General features: G+C 67.5%; 20 protein-coding genes. 8 read left to right on the forward strand and 12 right to left on the reverse strand.

The window, feature by feature from the left end:
- The first annotated feature begins 155 nt into the window (after window positions 1-155).
- Window positions 156-758, forward strand: a complete 603-nt coding sequence (locus tag ACFWVD_RS18915) for a maleylpyruvate isomerase family mycothiol-dependent enzyme (RefSeq protein ID WP_379244439.1) — start codon at window positions 156-158, stop codon at window positions 756-758.
- A gap of 944 nt (window positions 759-1,702) precedes the next feature.
- Here ACFWVD_RS18915 and ACFWVD_RS18920 read toward each other — a convergent pair.
- Window positions 1,703-2,101 (reverse strand): DNA-binding protein, encoded by a 399-nt coding sequence (locus ACFWVD_RS18920; RefSeq protein WP_379244441.1) that lies wholly within the window; start codon window positions 2,099-2,101, stop codon window positions 1,703-1,705.
- Window positions 2,101-2,349, reverse strand: a complete 249-nt coding sequence (locus ACFWVD_RS18925) for a hypothetical protein (protein ID WP_379244443.1) — start codon at window positions 2,347-2,349, stop codon at window positions 2,101-2,103. The genes ACFWVD_RS18920 and ACFWVD_RS18925 overlap by 1 nt, the downstream gene beginning before the upstream one ends.
- A 150-nt stretch (window positions 2,350-2,499) precedes the next feature.
- Between ACFWVD_RS18925 and priA the strand changes: the two genes are divergently transcribed.
- From priA to hisF, 3 genes are read left to right on the forward strand one after another with little or no spacing between them, the layout of a single operon-like run.
- Window positions 2,500-3,231 carry a bifunctional 1-(5-phosphoribosyl)-5-((5-phosphoribosylamino)methylideneamino)imidazole-4-carboxamide isomerase/phosphoribosylanthranilate isomerase PriA gene (priA, locus tag ACFWVD_RS18930; RefSeq protein WP_379244445.1) on the forward strand — a complete coding sequence of 244 codons (732 nt, stop codon included), beginning with the start codon at window positions 2,500-2,502 and terminating at the stop codon, window positions 3,229-3,231.
- An 8-nt stretch (window positions 3,232-3,239) separates the two neighbouring features.
- On the forward strand, window positions 3,240-4,070 hold the full coding sequence (locus ACFWVD_RS18935; RefSeq protein WP_379244447.1) for an inositol monophosphatase family protein: 831 nt from the start codon (window positions 3,240-3,242) through the stop codon (window positions 4,068-4,070).
- Window positions 4,067-4,858: an imidazole glycerol phosphate synthase subunit HisF gene (hisF, locus tag ACFWVD_RS18940; protein WP_379244449.1), complete on the forward strand. Its 792-nt coding sequence runs from the start codon at window positions 4,067-4,069 to the stop codon at window positions 4,856-4,858. The genes ACFWVD_RS18935 and hisF overlap by 4 nt, the downstream gene beginning before the upstream one ends.
- Window position 4,859: 1 nt before the next feature.
- Here the strand turns inward: hisF and ACFWVD_RS18945 are convergent, their stop codons facing one another.
- The 6 genes from ACFWVD_RS18945 to ACFWVD_RS18970 form a co-directional block, all read right to left on the reverse strand.
- A complete protein-coding gene (locus ACFWVD_RS18945) occupies window positions 4,860-6,005 on the reverse strand; it encodes an acyl-CoA dehydrogenase family protein (RefSeq protein ID WP_379244451.1) in 1,146 nt (381 codons plus the stop codon).
- 138 nt (window positions 6,006-6,143) lie between these two features.
- Window positions 6,144-7,400, reverse strand: coding sequence for an ABC transporter substrate-binding protein (locus ACFWVD_RS18950; protein WP_379244453.1), 1,257 nt, complete (start codon window positions 7,398-7,400; stop codon window positions 6,144-6,146).
- Complete coding sequence (locus tag ACFWVD_RS18955; protein WP_379244455.1) at window positions 7,390-8,436, reverse strand: branched-chain amino acid ABC transporter permease; 1,047 nt, start codon at window positions 8,434-8,436, stop codon at window positions 7,390-7,392. Before ACFWVD_RS18955 ends, ACFWVD_RS18950 begins: the two co-directional genes overlap by 11 nt.
- The gene (locus ACFWVD_RS18960; RefSeq protein ID WP_379244457.1) at window positions 8,433-9,311 is read right to left on the reverse strand and encodes a branched-chain amino acid ABC transporter permease; all 879 of its coding nucleotides are present in this window, start codon (window positions 9,309-9,311) and stop codon (window positions 8,433-8,435) included. Before ACFWVD_RS18960 ends, ACFWVD_RS18955 begins: the two co-directional genes overlap by 4 nt.
- The gene (locus tag ACFWVD_RS18965) at window positions 9,308-10,033 is read right to left on the reverse strand and encodes an ABC transporter ATP-binding protein (RefSeq protein WP_379244459.1); all 726 of its coding nucleotides are present in this window, start codon (window positions 10,031-10,033) and stop codon (window positions 9,308-9,310) included. The genes ACFWVD_RS18960 and ACFWVD_RS18965 overlap by 4 nt, the downstream gene beginning before the upstream one ends.
- Window positions 10,030-10,788: an ABC transporter ATP-binding protein gene (locus tag ACFWVD_RS18970; RefSeq protein ID WP_379244461.1), complete on the reverse strand. Its 759-nt coding sequence runs from the start codon at window positions 10,786-10,788 to the stop codon at window positions 10,030-10,032. Before ACFWVD_RS18970 ends, ACFWVD_RS18965 begins: the two co-directional genes overlap by 4 nt.
- Before the next feature lie 159 nt (window positions 10,789-10,947).
- Between ACFWVD_RS18970 and ACFWVD_RS18975 the strand changes: the two genes are divergently transcribed.
- Both ACFWVD_RS18975 and hisI read left to right on the forward strand, forming a co-directional pair.
- Complete coding sequence (locus ACFWVD_RS18975) at window positions 10,948-12,219, forward strand: PucR family transcriptional regulator (protein WP_379244463.1); 1,272 nt, start codon at window positions 10,948-10,950, stop codon at window positions 12,217-12,219.
- Window positions 12,216-12,560 (forward strand): phosphoribosyl-AMP cyclohydrolase, encoded by a 345-nt coding sequence (gene hisI, locus ACFWVD_RS18980; protein WP_379244465.1) that lies wholly within the window; start codon window positions 12,216-12,218, stop codon window positions 12,558-12,560. Before ACFWVD_RS18975 ends, hisI begins: the two co-directional genes overlap by 4 nt.
- Here the strand turns inward: hisI and ACFWVD_RS18985 are convergent.
- The 4 genes from ACFWVD_RS18985 to ACFWVD_RS19000 form a co-directional block, all read right to left on the reverse strand.
- On the reverse strand, window positions 12,557-13,021 hold the full coding sequence (locus ACFWVD_RS18985; RefSeq protein ID WP_379244467.1) for a MarR family winged helix-turn-helix transcriptional regulator: 465 nt from the start codon (window positions 13,019-13,021) through the stop codon (window positions 12,557-12,559). The genes hisI and ACFWVD_RS18985 overlap by 4 nt on opposite strands.
- A gap of 144 nt (window positions 13,022-13,165) precedes the next feature.
- Window positions 13,166-13,747 (reverse strand): permease, encoded by a 582-nt coding sequence (locus tag ACFWVD_RS18990; RefSeq protein ID WP_379244469.1) that lies wholly within the window; start codon window positions 13,745-13,747, stop codon window positions 13,166-13,168.
- 66 nt (window positions 13,748-13,813) lie between these two features.
- Window positions 13,814-14,284 carry a peroxiredoxin gene (locus ACFWVD_RS18995; RefSeq protein ID WP_379244471.1) on the reverse strand — a complete coding sequence of 157 codons (471 nt, stop codon included), beginning with the start codon at window positions 14,282-14,284 and terminating at the stop codon, window positions 13,814-13,816.
- A 65-nt stretch (window positions 14,285-14,349) separates the two neighbouring features.
- Window positions 14,350-14,625 (reverse strand): hypothetical protein, encoded by a 276-nt coding sequence (locus ACFWVD_RS19000; RefSeq protein WP_379244473.1) that lies wholly within the window; start codon window positions 14,623-14,625, stop codon window positions 14,350-14,352.
- 132 nt (window positions 14,626-14,757) lie between these two features.
- Here ACFWVD_RS19000 and ACFWVD_RS19005 point away from each other — a divergent pair, with 132 nt between their 5' ends.
- Together ACFWVD_RS19005 and ACFWVD_RS19010 are read left to right on the forward strand one after the other, a co-directional pair.
- The gene (locus ACFWVD_RS19005; RefSeq protein ID WP_379244475.1) at window positions 14,758-16,296 is read left to right on the forward strand and encodes an anthranilate synthase component I; all 1,539 of its coding nucleotides are present in this window, start codon (window positions 14,758-14,760) and stop codon (window positions 16,294-16,296) included.
- The gene (locus ACFWVD_RS19010; RefSeq protein ID WP_379244477.1) at window positions 16,293-16,967 is read left to right on the forward strand and encodes a TIGR02234 family membrane protein; all 675 of its coding nucleotides are present in this window, start codon (window positions 16,293-16,295) and stop codon (window positions 16,965-16,967) included. Before ACFWVD_RS19005 ends, ACFWVD_RS19010 begins: the two co-directional genes overlap by 4 nt.
- Window positions 16,968-16,982 lie beyond the last annotated feature (15 nt).

A 16,982-nucleotide genomic window follows, 5' to 3' on the forward strand; every position in this document is an offset into this window, starting at 1 on the left:
GCGGCGTCCATTGTCTCGCATGGCCTCAGCGCGGCCGGACCGCTGCGTGGATCGGTGCACCGACTCCGGCCACGCCGGTCGTGATCGCTTCTCGCCCAACAAAATCCGACCGTGGGTGGATACGGGACGCCGCAGGCGCGCTCTAGGGTGGCGGTATGAGCTATCGGGGGATGTTGATCCAGGAACGGACCGAACTGGTCGCACTGCTGCGCAGTCTGCGCGAGCAGGAGTGGGAGACGCCGTCGCTGTGTGCGGGGTGGCGGGTGCGCGACGTCGTCGGGCATCTGCTGCAGGACACGCTGAGTCCGCTGAGCTATGCGGGCGTCGTGGTGAGAAATCTCGGGTCGGTGAACAGAACCAATAACGCACTCGCACAGTCGTTCTCGGGACTGTCGACCGAACAGCTGGTGGACAAGCTCGAAAACGAGTCAGGCCGACTGTCGAAACTCTCACCCCGGCTGATGCTGTCGGACCTGGTAGTCCACCACCAGGACATCCGCCGCCCACTCGGCCGCCCCCGCACCATCCCCGCCGACCGACTCAAAGCCGTCCTGTCCTACCCGGACCCCTTCGCCTTCCCCGGCAGATTCACCAAGGGGCTGCGCTTCACCGCCACCGACGTCGACTGGACCTCGGGCACCGGCCCGGAAATCCGCGGCCCCGGCGAGGCCATCGTCCTGGCCGTGGTCGGCCGCACCGTCGCCCTCGACGACCTCACCGGCGAGGGCCTCCCAGAACTCCGCCGTCGCCTCGGCTGAATCCGCCGGGATTGTGTATCCGATTGTCGGTGCCCGCATCTAAGCTTCGGTCAAGTAACGGGTTGACCGCACGGAGGGCCAACTCCGGGGGAAGAGGCAATGGTGTCGATCGGTGACTGGTACGCGAATCGGTCCCATCGGGATGACTTGGATCCCGGATTCGATTCGGCGAACGATGACATTCGCGATCCGTTCGAGTTCGGGGCGACTCAGCCGGGGGTCAGAGAGCAGACTCAGTCATCGTCGACGAAGCCGAGGAAGAGCACTGGGCGGAAGGGCGCGACGCCCGAGGCCTACGCATTTGTGTGGAAGTGGTTGGCGGCCAACCCGGATGGTGATCTCGCAAGGTGTCGAGCGGCAGCGGATAGTGCCGGAATACGGGGCGTCACACCGGAATTGCTTCCCACTGTCGCCCGCCAGATGAAGGCCGCGCAAGCCGCAGCGGCCAATCGCGTTGTGCCGCGACCCTCTCGTCCCAATCGGACTGGCCGTAACTCGGCAACCGTGCCGAAGCCTGCGGAGGCGGAGACTGCGGTGGTCGGCCGGTGGCAGAGGTGGCGCAGGAAATGGCGAAGGCGTGATCCCGTCGTGTCGGCGGACCAGCGGGATTCGGCGCGAGACCTGGGGGTCGGGACTGCGACGCGAAGACGGTGGGACGTTCTCGTCGGTTCGGCCAGGCAACGCAGAAATGCGATCGCGGCACGCGCGTCCAGACTTGCCTCGCAGCCAAAGACCGAGGACTGGAAGTACCAACAACCTCCTGCGGCTCGCAATGTCCCACGGGCGGTCGAGCGCTGCCCATCATGCGACCTGATTCCAGACTCGATCGGCCGATGCAGGTGCGGCTGAGGTAGTGCGTGTAGCGCCAGAACAGTCGACGGCGGATCTTGGCACCGGGGAGTTTCGCGGCCGCAGGGGCCCGGATCTCGACGCGTATGCCTGAGCTATCTCTTGATCGGGATGATCTGTATTCCCTTGCCGCACAGCAGGGTTAGGTCCTCCGGGTCGGAGGTGTAGACCGAGACCGGCCGTTCGGCTCGGCGGGCGATGGCGGCCAGGGTCGCGTCGATGGCGAATTTATGGCCGTGAAGTCGGTGGGCACGCAGTAGTTCCGCGGCGTCGTCACTGACCGTACGGGTGATGTCGTGGACGTCGAGGCGAGAGAGGTTCCAGGCGATGCGGGCGCGCTGAACCTTCGAGTTCTCGGCTTCCAGGCGGGTCATCGCGGTGGTTCCGACGCGGACGCCTTCTCTGCGGGCCGCTTCGATCATGACCAGCGCGGCCCGATCCTGTCGATACAGCAGGGAAAGACCTTCGCAATCCAGCAGCAGCGTTCCTGGCATCAAGCGGCCGAGTCGGCGGAGTTCGCTGCACCGCGCAGCAGGGCCCGTGCCGCATCGATGTCGCGCTTGTCGAGGGGCTCGTGGTCGCGTTCGTAATCGGCGACGATCTCGCCGAGCTTGTCCATGGCGACCTGCCGTTCGAGGGCAACGGCGATGTAGGCGGAGAAGCCTCCTGAGCCCACCTGGTCGCGCACTGCCTCGGCAAGGTCTTCCGGCAGGCTGACGGAGTACTTCTTGCTTCGGCTCATGTAATCATCCTACCGCCGGTGGTAACGGCAGGTCGATATCCGGCCGTGGTTTCGGTCGGGCCGATGTGTGCGGTGAGTGTGAGTGACTCGGGCCGCAATCGCGCAGGCCGGAAGCGGGCGATGGGGTAGCGACCTACTAGTCTGGTCGGCGTGAGTCTTGTGTTGTTGCCCGCTGTCGATGTCGCCAATGGTGAGGCCGTGCGCCTTGTGCAAGGGGAGGCCGGTAGCGAGACCAGTTATGGGTCGCCTCGGGATGCGGCGTTGGCGTGGCAGCAGGCGGGGGCCGAATGGGTGCATCTGGTGGATTTGGATGCTGCCTTCGGTAAGGGGAGTAATCGGGAGCTGATCGCGCAGGTGGTCGGTGAGCTCGATGTGAAGGTTGAACTTTCCGGTGGTATCCGGGACGACGATTCGTTGAAGGCCGCGCTGGCTACCGGGTGTGCGCGGGTCAATATCGGGACCGCGGCGATCGAGGATCCGCAGTGGTGTGCGCGGGTGCTCGGCGAGTACGGCGACCGGATCGCGGTGGGGCTGGACGTGAAGCAGATCGACGGGCAGTGGCGGCTGCGGGGGCGTGGATGGGTCACCGATGGCGGGGACCTGTGGGAGGTGCTCGAGCGGCTCGAGCGGGACGGGTGTTCGCGGTATGTGGTCACCGATGTGTCCAAGGACGGCACGTTGACCGGGCCCAACCTCGAACTGCTCAGCGAAGTCGCCAATGCGGCCGAGGCGCCGGTGGTCGCGTCGGGCGGTATCTCGGTGCTCGAGGATCTGGTCGCGATCTCGAAGCTCGTGCCCGAAGGTGTGGAGGGCGCGATCATCGGTAAGGCGCTGTACGCGGGGCGGTTCACGCTGCCCGAAGCCCTGGCCGCGGTGCGCTGACACCGCCGATGACTGCCGCGCTGAGCACCGCCGAACTGACCGACCTGTGCAATGTCGCCACCCAGATTCTGGACTCGGTGGTGCCGCGATTCGTCGAAGGGCTCGGGGCGCCCAGCGCGGTCACCAAGGGCCGCAACGACTTTGCCACCGAACTCGATCTCGAGCTCGAACGCACCATCTCCGCGGAACTGCGGCAGCGCACCGGAATCGCCGTGCACGGTGAGGAATTCGGCGGGCCCGCGCTGACCTCGGGCACGGCCTGGGTCCTGGACCCGATCGACGGAACCTTCAATTACTCGTCGGGACACCCGATGTCGGGGATCCTGCTGGCGCTGGTGCACGAAGGCGAACCGGTGATCGGTCTGACCTGGCTGCCCATGCTCGGACGCCGGTACGCCGCGGTGATCGGCGGGCCGGTGTATCTGGACGGGGTCGCGTTGCCGCCGCTGGAACCGGCCAAACTGTCCGATTCCATGATCGGGTTCGGTGCGTTCAACCTGGACTCGGCGGGCCGCATCTCCGGGCAGTTCCGGTTCGACCTGCTCGGGGCATTGAGCCGGCTGTCCTCGCGGGTGCGCATGCACGGCGCCACCGGCATCGACCTGGCCTTCACCGCCTCGGGTGTGCTCGGTGGTGCGGTCATTTTCGGGCATCACCCCTGGGACAACGCCGCGGGAGTCGCGCTGGTGCGCGCCGCGGGGGGCGTGGTCACCGACCTGGCCGGCGCGCCGTGGACGATCACGTCGGGTTCGGTGTTGGCCGCCGCGCCGGGCGTGCACGAAGAACTCCTTGACATGATCTGCACGGTCAGCGAAGAAGAACGAGGGACACCATCATGAGCAGCACCGCGCCCAGCACCCTGGCGGTCCGGGTGATCCCCTGCCTGGACGTGGACGCGGGCCGCGTGGTCAAGGGCGTGAACTTCCAGAACCTGCGCGACGCGGGCGACCCGGTGGAACTGGCCGCGACCTACGACGCCCAGGGCGCGGACGAGCTGACCTTCCTCGACGTCACCGCCTCCACCGGCGACCGCGGCACCATGCTCGACGTGGTGACCCGCACCGCCGAACAGATCTTCATCCCGCTCACCGTCGGCGGTGGCGTGCGCACGGTCGAAGACGTCGACCGGCTGCTGCGCGCGGGCGCGGACAAGGTGTCGGTGAACACCGCCGCCATCGCCCGCCCCGAAGTGCTGTTCGAGATGTCGCAGCGTTTCGGCGCCCAGTGCATCGTGCTCTCGGTCGACGCGCGCACCGTGCCCGACGGTGAACCCGCCACCCCGTCCGGCTGGGAGGTCACCACCCACGGTGGCAAGCGCGGCACCGGCATCGACGCCGTCGAATGGGCCATCCGCGGCGCCGAACTGGGTGTGGGCGAGATCCTGCTGAACTCGATGGACGCCGACGGCACCAAAGCCGGTTTCGACCTGCCGATGATCACCGCGGTGCGGGCCGCGGTGAGCGTGCCGGTGATCGCCAGCGGGGGCGCCGGCGCGGTGGAACACTTCCCGCCGGCCGTGCACGCCGGTGCCGATGCGGTGTTGGCCGCCAGCGTGTTCCACTTCGGCGATCTGACCATCGGTCAGGTCAAGGACGCGATGCGCGCGGACGGCATCACCGTCCGCTGACCTACAAACCCATGTCGGCGGCGATCACCGTGCGCAGTACTTCGCTGGTGCCGGCCTGGATGCGGTCGATGCGGTGGTCGGCGTACAGGCGTGCGATGGGGGAATCGGCCAGATAGCCGAAGCCGCCGTGCAATTGGAGTGAGCGGTCGATGATGCGGCCCGCGGTTTCGGTGCAGAACAGTTTGACCGAGGCGGCGTCGGCGGCGGTGAGTTCGCCGCGATCGTGGGCGTGCAGGGCGCGGTCGACCATGGCCTCGATGGCGTCGAGTTCCGCACGGCAGGCGGCCAATTCGAACTTGGTGGTCTGAAATGCGGTGGCGGGGCTGCGTTGTGCGGTGTGCAGGCAGGCGAAGCGGATGGCGGCCTTGGCCTGGGCGTAGGCGCCCACGGCGATGCCCAGGCGTTCGTGGGGGAGTTGGGCGGCAAGATGATTCAGGCCCAGGTCGGCGATGCCGAGGCGGTCGGTCACGGGCACGCGCACGTCGGTGAAGGTGAGTTCGGCGGTGTCGGAGACCTTGCGGCCCAACGTATCCAGGGCGCGACCGACGCGGAAGCCGGGGGCGTCGGTGTTCACGACCAGCAGCGACAAACCGTAGGTGGGGTCGTCGGCGCGCGGGGGCGCGGTGCGCGCGCACACGATCACGCGGTCGGCGTGCACACCGCCGGTGACGAAGGTCTTGGAACCGTTGAGCAGGTACTGTGTGCGGTCCAGCGACAACGGGGCGGTGGTGCGCATCCCCGCGGCCTCCATGCCGGTGCCGGGTTCGGCCACCGCCAGTGCGAACATCGTTTCCCCGGTGACGAATCCGGGCAACCAGCGCGCCCGCTGTGCTTCGGTGGCCAGGTCTTTCAGCAGTGGCAGGCAGCGAGAGACATGCGCGCTGGAACCACCGAAAGACACTGCGGCGCGGGCAATCTCCTCGGAAAGCACCGCACGATGCAGGTACGAGTCGATGCCCGAACCGCCGTATTCGACGGGCACCTCCAGGCCGAGAATCCCGAGTTCGCCCAGCCGGTAATAGAATTCGCGCGGCACCAGCCCGTCGTCGAACCACCGGGTGAAGCTCGGCACGACCTCGGCCTCGATGAACGCGCGCACCGTCGCCCGGAAGGTGACGTGCTCGGCACCGAAAACTGTTCTGCGCATGGGGAATTCCTTACCGGCCGACAACGGCCACGAGCCGACCCGCCCGACGAGATGATCGGGCGGGCCGGCGAAACGGCGGTGCGTACTTCCCGGCGGTGCGCGCACGCGGGAACGCGCTGCGCAACGAGGGAGCGGCTGCTACTTGCCCGCGGTGCTGATGACCTCGTCGCTGACCGTCCAGTGGTCACCGGTGAAGGTCATCATGCCGATGGCTTCGAGCGGGAAGCCGTCTGTGGCAGTGGTTTTCATGGACACGCCCGGCAGCATGAGATCGACGGCGACGTTGTCGATCGAACGCATCGCGTCGCGCAGGCCCTCGCGGGTCGGGCACTTCGCCGCTGCCATGGTCTTGTGGAAGCTCTCGGCCATGGCCCAGCCGGTCATCAGGTGTCCGTTGCCGGTGTCGGCGCCGGGGGAGTACTGCGCGACCTTGGTCTTGAAGGTCTGCATGCCGTTGTCGGCGGTCCAGCGCGGGTCGCCCGGATCCTTGAGGAAGGCCGCGCTGACCACGCCCTGCACGTTCTGGAAGCCCACCGGCTTCATGTTGGTGGAGGTGTTGGACACCTGCGCCAGCACGTGCTTGGGGTTCCAGTCGATGTTGCGCACGTCCGCGGCCAGGGCCTGCAGCGCGAACTTCGGCGTCGAGAAGTTCAGGAACACATCGGCTTTGGAGTTGGCCAGGTTGCGGACCTGCGCGTCGACGGTGGGGTCGGTGACCTCGTAGCTCTGCTCGGCGATCACCTTCACGCCACTGCCCGCGATGCCCGCGGTGAAGGTGTTGAGCAGGTCCTTGCCGAAGTCGTCGTTCTGGTAGAGCACCGATACGGTCGCGTCGGCCTTCAGCTTCTTCACGTACTGCGCGTAGGCGGTGGCCTCGGTGTGGTAACTGGGCTGCCAGCCGATGGTCCACGGGTTCTTCGCCGGGTCGGCACCGAACTTGTTGGCGCCGGTGGCCACGAAGATCTGCGGAACCTTGCGCTGGTTCAGGTAATCCCACACCGCCGAGGAGGTGGCGGTGCCCAGGGTCTGGAACACCGCGAAGACCTGGTCCTGTTCGACCAGTCGACGGACCTCCTCGACGGTCTTGGGCGGCTGGTAGCCGTCGTCGCGCACCAGGTACTCGACCTTGCGGCCGTCGATGCCGCCCTGTTCGGCGTTGATGTAGTCGAAGTAGGCCTTGGCGCCCTTGGGGATCTCCGCGTAGGCCGAGGCCGGACCCGACAGGGGATAGGACCCACCGAGTTTGATGGAGGTGTCGGTGATGCCGGTGGTCTGCTGACCCTTGCAGTCACCTTGACCGACGGAACCGGCTTCCTCGCCACGACCACCGCAGGCGGTGAGCGTGGCAAGCAGTGCCGCGGTCATGCCGATGGTGCGAATTGCCTTAATGCGCATGAGATTTCCCTTTCCGGACACGTTGTCCGAGCCACTGCGTCCACTGGGTGGCCAAGCCGGCCAGTCCCTTGGGCGCGAGGTACATGACCGCGATGATCAGCAGTCCGAAAATGACGCCGGGGGCGGCTTTGTTGACGTCCTGGGCGAAGCTGGGCACGAACATCATGAACAGTCCGCCGATCACCGGCCCCCAGGTCGTGCCGAGCCCGCCCACGACCAGCGCGGCCAGCAGGGTGATCGACAGTGCCAACGCGAACGAGTCCGGCGAGACGTAGGCGATCACCCAGGTGTAGACGCAGCCCGCGATGCCGGCCAGCAGTGCACTCCAGGCGAAGGCCAGGGTTTTGTAGTGGGCCAGGTTCACCCCGAGTACTTCGGCGGCGGTTTCGTTGTCGCGCACCGCGTGCAGTGCGCGACCGACCCGGGAGCGCAGCATTCCGGCGACGAACACGAAGCTGAGCACGGCGGTGACCAGGGCCAGGAAGTACAGCCACTGGTCCTCGGCCAGGCCGGTCCAGGCGGGCGGTTGCGGCTTGGTGACCGTGAGGCCCATCGAACCGCCGGTGAGGCCGTCGAAGTGCTTCAGCAGCGGGACCAGGAAGATCGCGATCGACAGGGTGACCAGTGCCAGATACAGGCCGCGCAGTCGCAGGGCAGGCACGCCCAGGGCGAAGCCGAGCACGAAGGTGATGGCCGCGGCGATCGGGATCGTGGCCAGATACGGCAGGTCCCACTGCACTATCCCCACCGCCGCGGTGTACGCGCCGATCGCGAAGAAGGCGCCGTGGCCCAGCGAGATCTGGCCGGTGTGGCCCACCAACAGGTTCAAACCCAGCAGCGCGACCGCGTAGATCATGGCCATGGCCAGCTGGAAGGTGTGGAAGGGCACCAGTTGGAAGGGGGCCACGGTGGCCACCAGCACGACCGCGATGGTCGCGATCAACGGCCAGCGCAGGGTGCTCAGCCGATCGGTGATCGATTTCGATTGGGGGGCAGCAGAAGTCGCCGCCGGGGCCGCAATGTTCAACTCGCTCATACTCGTTCCACCACCGCGTGTCCGAACAGACCTTGCGGGCGCAGCAACAGCACGCCCAGGATGATCACCAGCGGCACACCGATTTTGAGCTCGGTGCCGATCCAGTCGACGTACGCGCCGGTGAGGGTTTCGGCGACACCGACGATCAAACCGCCCGCCACCGCGCCGCCGGGGGAGTCCATGCCGCCCAGGGTCGCCGCGGCGAACGCGTAGATCACCACGCCCGCCATCATGTTGGGCTCGAGGAACAGCAGCGGCGCCGACAGCACGCCCGACACCGCCCCGACCAGTGCGGCCAGACCCCAACCCAGTGCCAGCACCGTGCCGACTCGAATGCCGACCAGCTTGGCGGACTGCGGATTACACGCCACCGCCCGCATCGCCAGCCCGATCCGGGTGTACCGGAACAGCAGATACAGCAGCGCCATGACCAGCGCGACCACGATCAGAATGCCGAGGCTGCCGTAACCGATGCTCAGGCCGCCGCCGCGTAATGCGCCCTCGGGGAAGGGATTCGGGAACGACTTGGTCTGATACGACCAGATCCAACCCGCGATGGCGTTGATGGTGAAGAACAAGCCGATGGTCACGATCACCAGGGTGATCTCGGGTGCGCCCTCGACCGGGCGGATGACCACCCGTTCGATCAGCATGCCGCCGGCGAACGAGATCACCAGGGTCAGCGGCAGGGCCGCCCAGAACGGCATGACCTGGCTCAGTTGCCAGGCCAGGAACGCCGAGAACATGGCCAGCTCGCCCTGGGCGAAGTTGACGATGCCGGTGAACCGGTAGATCAGGACCAGCGCCAGTGCCAGGCCCGCGTAGATGGCGCCCGCGGACAGGCCCTCCACGAGTTGCTGCAGGAATTCGATCACGGCTTCACCGTGATGCCCAGGTAGGAGCGGGTGACCTGCTCATCGGCGCGGATCTGCTCGGCGGTGCCCGACAACACGATGCGTCCGGTTTCCAGGACGTGCGCTTGCTGGGCCACACTCAGGGCCAGGTGGGCGTTTTGTTCGACGACGATCACCGTGGTGCGTTCCTCTTCGTTGATGGTGCGAACGATCCCGAACAGCTCCTGGGTGACCAGCGGCGACAAACCCAGCGAGGGCTCGTCCAGCAGCAACATGCGGGGGCGCAGCATCAGGGCTCGGCCGATGGCCAGCATCTGCTGCTGGCCGCCGGACAGGCCGCCTGCCGCGTCGCGCTGTTTGTCGCGCAGGATCGGGAAGTAGTCGTAGACGCGAGCCAGGTCGGTTTCCACCGCGGCACGATCGCGTCGGGGATAGGCGCCCAGGCGCAGGTTCTCTTCGACCGTGAGCGGGGCGAAGGTGCCGCGGCCCTCGGGGACATGGGCAACGCCCATGCGCGCCATGGCTTCTGGAGCGCGACCGGACACTTCGTCGCCGTCCAGCAGCAGGCTGCCGCGGACTTTGATCATCCCGCACAGCGCGCGCAGCAAGGTGGTCTTGCCCGCGCCGTTGGGGCCCAGGATCGCGCAGACGGTGCCCTTGTCGACCGAAAAGCTCACGCCATGCAGGACTTTCGCGGCGCCGTAGCCGGCGTGCAGGTCGGTGATCTTCAAGAACTCGCTCATGCCGCAGCCCCTAGATACGCACGGATAACGGCCGGATTCTGTTGAACCTCTTCGGGTTTGCCCTCGGCGATGACCTGGCCGAACTCCAGGCAGATCACCCGGTCGCAGGTGCCCATCACGAAGCCCATGTGGTGTTCGACCACGATCACGGTCAGTTTCAGGTCGGCCTGCAGGGCACGCAGGCGCTGCGCGAATTCGTCGACTTCGCCGTGGCTCAGGCCGTTGACCGGCTCGTCCAGCAGCAGCAGTTTCGGCCGCACCGCCAGCGCCCTGGCCAACTCGATGCGCTTGAGCGTGCCGAACGGCAGCCCGGCGGCGGGGTGGTCGGCGACCGCGGTCAGGTCGAGGCGTTCGAGCAGTTCGTCGGCTTCGGCGCGCAGCAGTTTCTCCTCGCGGCGCACCTTGGGCAGCCGCAGGCCCGCCGACACGAATCCCGCGCAGGCCCGATGGTGGGCGCCGATGAGCACGTTGTCACGCACCGACAGGCGCTGGAACAGGCCCAGGTTCTGGAAGGTGCGCGCGATGCCGAGGCCTGCCAGCGCATCGGGGCGCACGCTGCCCAGGTCGGTGTCGAGGTAGCGCATGGTGCCCGAGGTCGGGCGGTTGCGGCGGGTCATGCAGTTGAACAGCGTGGTCTTTCCCGCGCCGTTGGGTCCTATCAGGCCCACCATCTCGCCGGGCGCGACCGTGAACCCGACGTCCTGCAACGCGGTGATGCCGCCGAAGCGCACCGTCAGGTTGGATATCTCGAGCATGGCGCCAATATTAAATTTGCAGGTCACAGCCCACATTGGACGCTGTGGACCAAGTTTTGCGGCAGGGATCGTCCGCTGCGGACAGTGTGACGTAGTTGACACTCTGAGTGGTGTCATGCACACTCCCCGACTATGTCGCCTGGGTCACAATTGCCTTTTTTGTCCGAATCTGAATCGGTGCAGGCAGAGCGGCAACGGATCGCCGGGTGCGCCTATGACGACGCCGAGGTGATCGCCGACGATGTGATGGCCAAGATCCGCGTGCAGCTGCCCGGATACGCCACCGCCGACCCGGTCGTACTCCAGGATGTGCACGATCAGCTGGCCCGGCTGAGCCGCACGGGTCTGGGTGCGCTGCTCGAACATCGCCGGATCTGTCCGTCCGATATCGCGTATGCCCGTCGGGCTGCCGCGCGCCGCGCTCGCGCCGGGCTGCCGCTGTCGGACTACATCGCGGCGTTTCGCTTGGGCCAGCAGGCCATTTGGAAATCGCTGCTGCGGCACGCCGGTGACACCGAGGCCGGGCGCGAGGCGGTGCTGTCGATGGCGGGGCCGCTGGCCCGCTACACCGACCTGGTCAGCAGTCAGGCCACCGACGCGTACCTGGACTTCCAGCAGTATGTGGCCGCGGAATCCGGGCGCGACAGTCAGGCGCTGATGAACGCGCTGCTCGACGGTGCGTTGCCCGCCAGCGGTCCGCATCTGTCGGTGGCCACCGCGCACGGCATCGGCGCCGAACGGGTCGCGCCCGTGGTTGTGGTGACCGCGGTGGTGCTCGATACCGCCGAACACAGCGGCGACACCGCCGAAAAGCTCGGTGAGGCACGGCAATTGGTCGCGGCGGCGGTGGCGCGCTGCACGGTCAACGGGTTGCGGACGATGTCGGTGGTGCGCGGGTCGGAGATCGTGGCCGTGCCCGCCCTGATGAAAGACGGGCCGGCCGACGGGCTGTGCGAGCGGTTGCGCGAACTGCGCGACAAGCTGGCCGCCGAGGGCGTCACCCTGGCGATCGGGGTGAGCACCGCCGTCACCGAAGTCGCGCAGATTCCGCGCGCCTACCGGCAGGCGCAAGCGGCGTTGGCCCTGCTGCCCGAAGGCGGGGGAGTGCTCGCGCTGCCGCAGCTCACCCCCTTCAAATACCTGCTGTTGCGCGCCGACGAGACCACCCGGCAACTGGTGGACCCGCGAATCAGCAGCGCCCTGGCCGAAGATCGCGCGCGGTGCGGCTCGCTGGCCGAGACCATCCGCGCGTTCGCCGCCGCGGACATGAACCTGCGCGAAGCCGCCGACGCGCTGCACATCCACCTCAATACCGCCAAATACCGGCTGGGGCGCATCCAGGAACTCACCGGCCGCAATGTACGCAGCGTCAACGACCTCGTCGAACTGCTGGTGGCCATCGAACTGCAGACTGTTATAAACGAGGCATGAGCCTTGACCCCGCAATCGCCGACCGCCTCAAGCGCACCGAGGACGGACTGATCGCCGCGATCGCGCAGGAGAAGGCCACCGGCGACGTGCTGATGATGGCGTGGATGGACGACGAAGCCCTCGCCCGCACGCTGGAAACCCGTAAGGCGACCTACTTTTCGCGATCGCGTCAGCAGTACTGGGTCAAGGGCGAAACCTCCGGGCATACCCAGTACGTGCACGAGGTGCGCTTGGATTGCGACGGCGACACGCTGCTGCTGATCGTGGATCAGGAAGGCGCGGCCTGTCACACCGGCACCCACACCTGCTTCGACACCGACGTGCTACTGGCCGCGAACTAGTCGTCGTCGACCAGGATCCGATTCAACCGTTCGGACATGGTCTCGCCGAGTACGGCCAGTTGCGCGGTCTGCTTGTCGGACAGCCCGTCCAGGACCAGCCCGCGCACCGCGGCCACATAGCCCGGCGCCGCGGCGATCACCTTCTCGAAACCGTCGTCGGTGAGCACCGCGTACACCCCGCGTCGGCCCGCGGCGGTGTCGCGTCGCGCCCAGCCCAGACGTTCCAGCTTCGACACCACATGCGACAGCCGCGATAGCGACGCGTTTGCTTTATGGGCCAGGTCACTGAGCTGTAGGCGATGGCCCGCCTCCTCCGAGAGGATGCTCAGCACCCGGAACTCGAAATGGGTCAGGCCGGACTCGCGCTGCAGGCGGGTGTCCAACGCGCCCGGAATCCGGGTCATGAGCGCCACGATCGCCTGCCATGCGCGCTGTTCGACGGGGTCGAGCCACTGGGTCATCGCCGGAACTGCCTCGCGGCGCGGCGACGGATAACAGGGAGTGGGGCGCGCACCTCACCGAGTTTGCCACGACGTCGCTGTGACGTCCGCCAGATCGCGACGGTCGTGAGCTCACTCACACCGTCGCGCGGCTGTGCGGTGGTGCTAGCGGTCGCCGGTCATCGGCGGGGTGGAGCGCTGCGGCGGCTGCTGCGCGGCCTCGGCGGCCTTGGCGGCCTTGTGACGGCTGAGTCCACGCTTGCCCATCAGGCCCAGCACCAGCGCGAACAACAGCGCGGCGATGATCGCGCCGACCAGATTGGCACCGCGGAAAGCGGGGGCGTCGACGTCGAGAATGCGTTCGCCCGCGTGTGCGGCATTGTTGCCACCGAACACGATCGTCAACGTCATCAGATTCGGCAGCGCGCACACCAATGCCACGATCGCCGCCGCGCCCGCGAGGAACTTGCCGCCCTTCTTCTTCCACACCCGCACCGCGAAGATCAGCAGCAGCAACGGCACCAACGTGAACACGATGCCGTACACCAGGCCCCACCAGATGCCCGAACTGAAACTGCCGTGCACGGTGTTGGCCAGGCGCTGCGCCCACCATCGCGGAATGAACGAGGCCAGGATGAAGTAGGCGGCCACCAGCACCACGAGCGTGGCCACCACCATGATCGCCCGGTTACGCCACACGATGGCGGTGGACTTCTGACCGTTCGACTGCACCTCGCCGGTTGTCATTGCCCCAGGGTAAAGGCGTGCGGGGTGCCGGGCGTCGATCCGTGGCCCGGCGTTTCGCCGACGGTGCTACTCGGGGGTGGTGGTGCGTTCGCGCAGGAACGCCAGCGCCTCGTCGGCGTGCACGTTCGCGCGGATCTCGCCGGTGACGATCTTCAAGATCGTGCGATCGGTGTCGATGACGAAGGTGTGCCGTTTGACCGGGGCGATCTTGCCCAGCAGGCCACGCTTCACACCGAACGCGGCGGCCACGGCACCGTCGACATCGGACAGCACCGGGTAATCCAGGCGCTGCTTGGTGGCGAATCCGGCCTGTACCTCGGTGCTGTCGGTGCTGATGCCGACGCACGTGGCGCCCAACGCGGCGAACTCGCCACTGAGATCACGGAAGTGGCAGGCCTCCGCCGTGCACACGGGGGTGTTGGCGGCGGGGTAGAAGAACAGCACGACCGGGCCGTCGGCGAGCAAGCCGTCCAGCGAACGGAGTTGTGCGGACTGGTCGGGGAGCTCGAACTGCGGAGCGGGCTGGCCTGGCTGCATACCCCGACCCTAGCGGGTGAAAAGGGCCCCCGTCCGCGCGTGCGAAGAAGGGCCCTTCCCTGCACCTACTGCGAGAACAGCGCCGCGATATCGGGATTGCGGATCTGCATCACGTCGAGAATGCCGTGCGCGCGCAACAACGGTTCCAGCTCCCGGAGGCGGTCGCTGTGCCCGGCGTACTCGTCGGGGAAGGTCTTCTTGTCCAGATCCTGAATCGCCTTGGCGTAGGTGACGAACGAATTGAGCGCGCTGCGGGCCGACTGCTGGCCGGGACCGTAGTGCTGCTGCGACGGGACGACCACACGGCCGTCCTGTGCGCCCTGGTGCGAGGGGTACAACATTGCTCCTCTCGGGAAGGGGATAGCGCATTCGACATGGAACGCGCGCGAGTGTAGTGAGCCCGGTCACGCCGCGATTGCGCGCGGGGTCGGGTCCGCGCGCACCGAGCGCGGCACGCCTGGGATGATGGGCGCATGCAGGGCGCGTCGACACCAACCACCACGACCCGCGAACAGTTCCGGCTGCTCGCCGCCGAGCACCGGGTCGTCCCGGTGACCCGAAAAGTGCTGGCGGACTCCGAAACTCCGCTGTCGGCCTATTCGAAGCTGGCCGGTGACCGGCCCGGCACCTTCCTGTTCGAATCCGCCGAGAACGGACGGTCGTGGTCGCGCTGGTCGTTCATCGGCGCCGGCAGCCCGTCGGCGTTGACCGTGATCGACGGCGAAGCGGCCTGGTTGGGTGCGGTGCCCGCCGACGCACCCACCGGCGGCGACCCGCTGCGCGTACTGCACGAGACCCTCGAACTGTTGCGCACCGAACGGCTGCCCGGCCTGCCGCCGCTGACCGGCGGCATGGTCGGCTACCTCGGTTACGACGCGGTGCGCCGCATCGAACGGCTGCCCGAACTGGCCGCCGACGATCTGCGGCTACCCGAACTGGTGCTGATGCTGGCCACCGATCTGGCCGCGTTCGACCACCACGAGGGCGCGATCACGCTCATCGCCAACGCGGTGAACTGGGACGGCACCGACTCCAACGTCGACGCCGCCTACGACGACGCGGTCGCGCGCCTGGACAAGATGACCGCCGCATTGGCCACCCCCGCGCCGTCGACGGTGGCGGTGTTCGACCAGCCCGAACCGCAGTTTCTGCGCAGGCGCACCACCGAGGAATTCGGTGCGGGCGTGCGTCGTCTGATCAAGGAGATCGAGGCGGGCGAGGCGTTCCAGGTGGTGCTGTCGCAGCGCTTCGAAATGGATTACACCGGGTCGCCGCTGGCCGTGTACCGGATGCTGCGGGCGTCGAATCCCAGTCCGTACATGTACTTGATGCACATTCCCGACGGGCAGGGTGGCACCGCGTTCTCGATCGTGGGGTCCAGTCCTGAATCGCTGGTGACCGTGAAAGATGGTGTGGCCACGACACATCCGATCGCGGGCACGCGGTGGCGAGGACAGACCGCCGAGGACGACATCCTGCTCGAGAAGGATCTGCTTGCCGACGACAAGGAGAACGCCGAGCATCTGATGCTGGTGGACCTGGGGCGCAACGATCTGGGGCGGGTGTGTCAGCCTGGCACGGTCAAGGTCACCCAGTACCGGCACGTCGAGCGGTACAGCCACGTGATGCACCTGGTGTCGACGGTGTCCGGGCACCTGGCGAAGGGCAAGGTCGCGCTCGACGCGGTGCGGGCCTGCTTCCCGGCGGGGACGCTGTCGGGGGCGCCGAAGGTGCGGGCGATGGAACTGATCGAGGAACTGGAACCGACCCGGCGCGGGATCTACGGCGGGGTCGTGGGCTACCTCGACTTCGCCGGTGACGCCGACACGGCCATCGCTATTCGCACGGCGCTGCTCAAGGACGGGACCGCGTATGTGCAGGCGGGTGCGGGGGTGGTCGCGGATTCCGATCCGATCGCCGAAGACACCGAGGCCCGGAACAAGGCCATGGCGGTGTTGAAGGCGATCGCCGCGGCGCAGACGCTGCGGACCTATGAGGGTGGCGAGCTATGACAGACGCGCCCGCAAGGTCTACCGCAGCCAAGCCGGTCGTCCCTGTCGTGCTGTTGGCATTGGCCGCAGGCGGTTTGTGGGCGGCCTCGCGGATGACGTGGGTGACCGTGCACTCCGCCGACGGGCTCACCGAACCGCGCACCGACAACCTCAACGGTGGCGTGTGGTTCGGCGCGCTCACCCCGCTCGCACTGGTGCTGCTGGCCTCGATCGCGGCCGCGTTCGCGGTCAAAGGCGTGGTCAGGCAACTGCTCGGGGTCGTGATCGCGGTGATCGCGGCGGTGGCCGCGGTGCCGGGGTTCGCGCTGACCGTCGGCGCGGGCAGAACCGCCGAGCGGGCGGGCACCCTGGCCGAGCTGCCGGTGCGCGCGGTCGTGGACAGCGCGCAGGCGCACCTCGGTCCCGCGCTGCTGTCGATCGCCGCCGCGTGTTGCGCCTTGGCCGCGGGCATACTGCTCACCCGTCGCACCGACGAACGCGCCGCCGACACCGGCAAGTACGACAACCCGGTGTTCCGTCGCGCCGACGCCAGCGCCGCGGTGGGCAAGCAGACCACCGCCGCACCGCTTTCCGACCGGGTGCTGTGGGATGCCCTGGACGCGGGCACCGACCCCACCGACCCCGCGCCCGAAACCAGCGACAACAGCAAGCCCGGCGACCACAGACCGTGACCCGGCGACAGTGAC

The sequence above is a fragment of the Nocardia sp. NPDC058666 genome (assembly GCF_042714895.1).
GTDB lineage: Bacteria > Actinomycetota > Actinomycetes > Mycobacteriales > Mycobacteriaceae > Nocardia.

Coding starts and splice junctions, on each gene's coding strand:
- ACFWVD_RS18970 (WP_379244461.1), bottom strand. CDS start 10,788: ATGCTCGAGATATCCAACCTGACGGTGCGCTTCGGCGGCATCACCGCG.
- ACFWVD_RS18945 (WP_379244451.1), bottom strand. CDS start 6,005: ATGCGCAGAACAGTTTTCGGTGCCGAGCACGTCACCTTCCGGGCGACG.
- hisF (WP_379244449.1), top strand. CDS start 4,067: ATGAGCAGCACCGCGCCCAGCACCCTGGCGGTCCGGGTGATCCCCTGC.
- ACFWVD_RS18995 (WP_379244471.1), bottom strand. CDS start 14,284: ATGCAGCCAGGCCAGCCCGCTCCGCAGTTCGAGCTCCCCGACCAGTCC.
- ACFWVD_RS18990 (WP_379244469.1), bottom strand. CDS start 13,747: ATGACAACCGGCGAGGTGCAGTCGAACGGTCAGAAGTCCACCGCCATC.
- ACFWVD_RS18965 (WP_379244459.1), bottom strand. CDS start 10,033: ATGAGCGAGTTCTTGAAGATCACCGACCTGCACGCCGGCTACGGCGCC.
- hisI (WP_379244465.1), top strand. CDS start 12,216: ATGAGCCTTGACCCCGCAATCGCCGACCGCCTCAAGCGCACCGAGGAC.
- ACFWVD_RS18920 (WP_379244441.1), bottom strand. CDS start 2,101: ATGCCAGGAACGCTGCTGCTGGATTGCGAAGGTCTTTCCCTGCTGTAT.
- ACFWVD_RS18955 (WP_379244455.1), bottom strand. CDS start 8,436: ATGAGCGAGTTGAACATTGCGGCCCCGGCGGCGACTTCTGCTGCCCCC.
- ACFWVD_RS18915 (WP_379244439.1), top strand. CDS start 156: ATGAGCTATCGGGGGATGTTGATCCAGGAACGGACCGAACTGGTCGCA.
- ACFWVD_RS18935 (WP_379244447.1), top strand. CDS start 3,240: ATGACTGCCGCGCTGAGCACCGCCGAACTGACCGACCTGTGCAATGTC.
- ACFWVD_RS18950 (WP_379244453.1), bottom strand. CDS start 7,400: ATGCGCATTAAGGCAATTCGCACCATCGGCATGACCGCGGCACTGCTT.
- ACFWVD_RS18925 (WP_379244443.1), bottom strand. CDS start 2,349: ATGAGCCGAAGCAAGAAGTACTCCGTCAGCCTGCCGGAAGACCTTGCC.
- ACFWVD_RS19000 (WP_379244473.1), bottom strand. CDS start 14,625: ATGTTGTACCCCTCGCACCAGGGCGCACAGGACGGCCGTGTGGTCGTC.
- ACFWVD_RS19010 (WP_379244477.1), top strand. CDS start 16,293: ATGACAGACGCGCCCGCAAGGTCTACCGCAGCCAAGCCGGTCGTCCCT.
- ACFWVD_RS19005 (WP_379244475.1), top strand. CDS start 14,758: ATGCAGGGCGCGTCGACACCAACCACCACGACCCGCGAACAGTTCCGG.
- ACFWVD_RS18985 (WP_379244467.1), bottom strand. CDS start 13,021: ATGACCCAGTGGCTCGACCCCGTCGAACAGCGCGCATGGCAGGCGATC.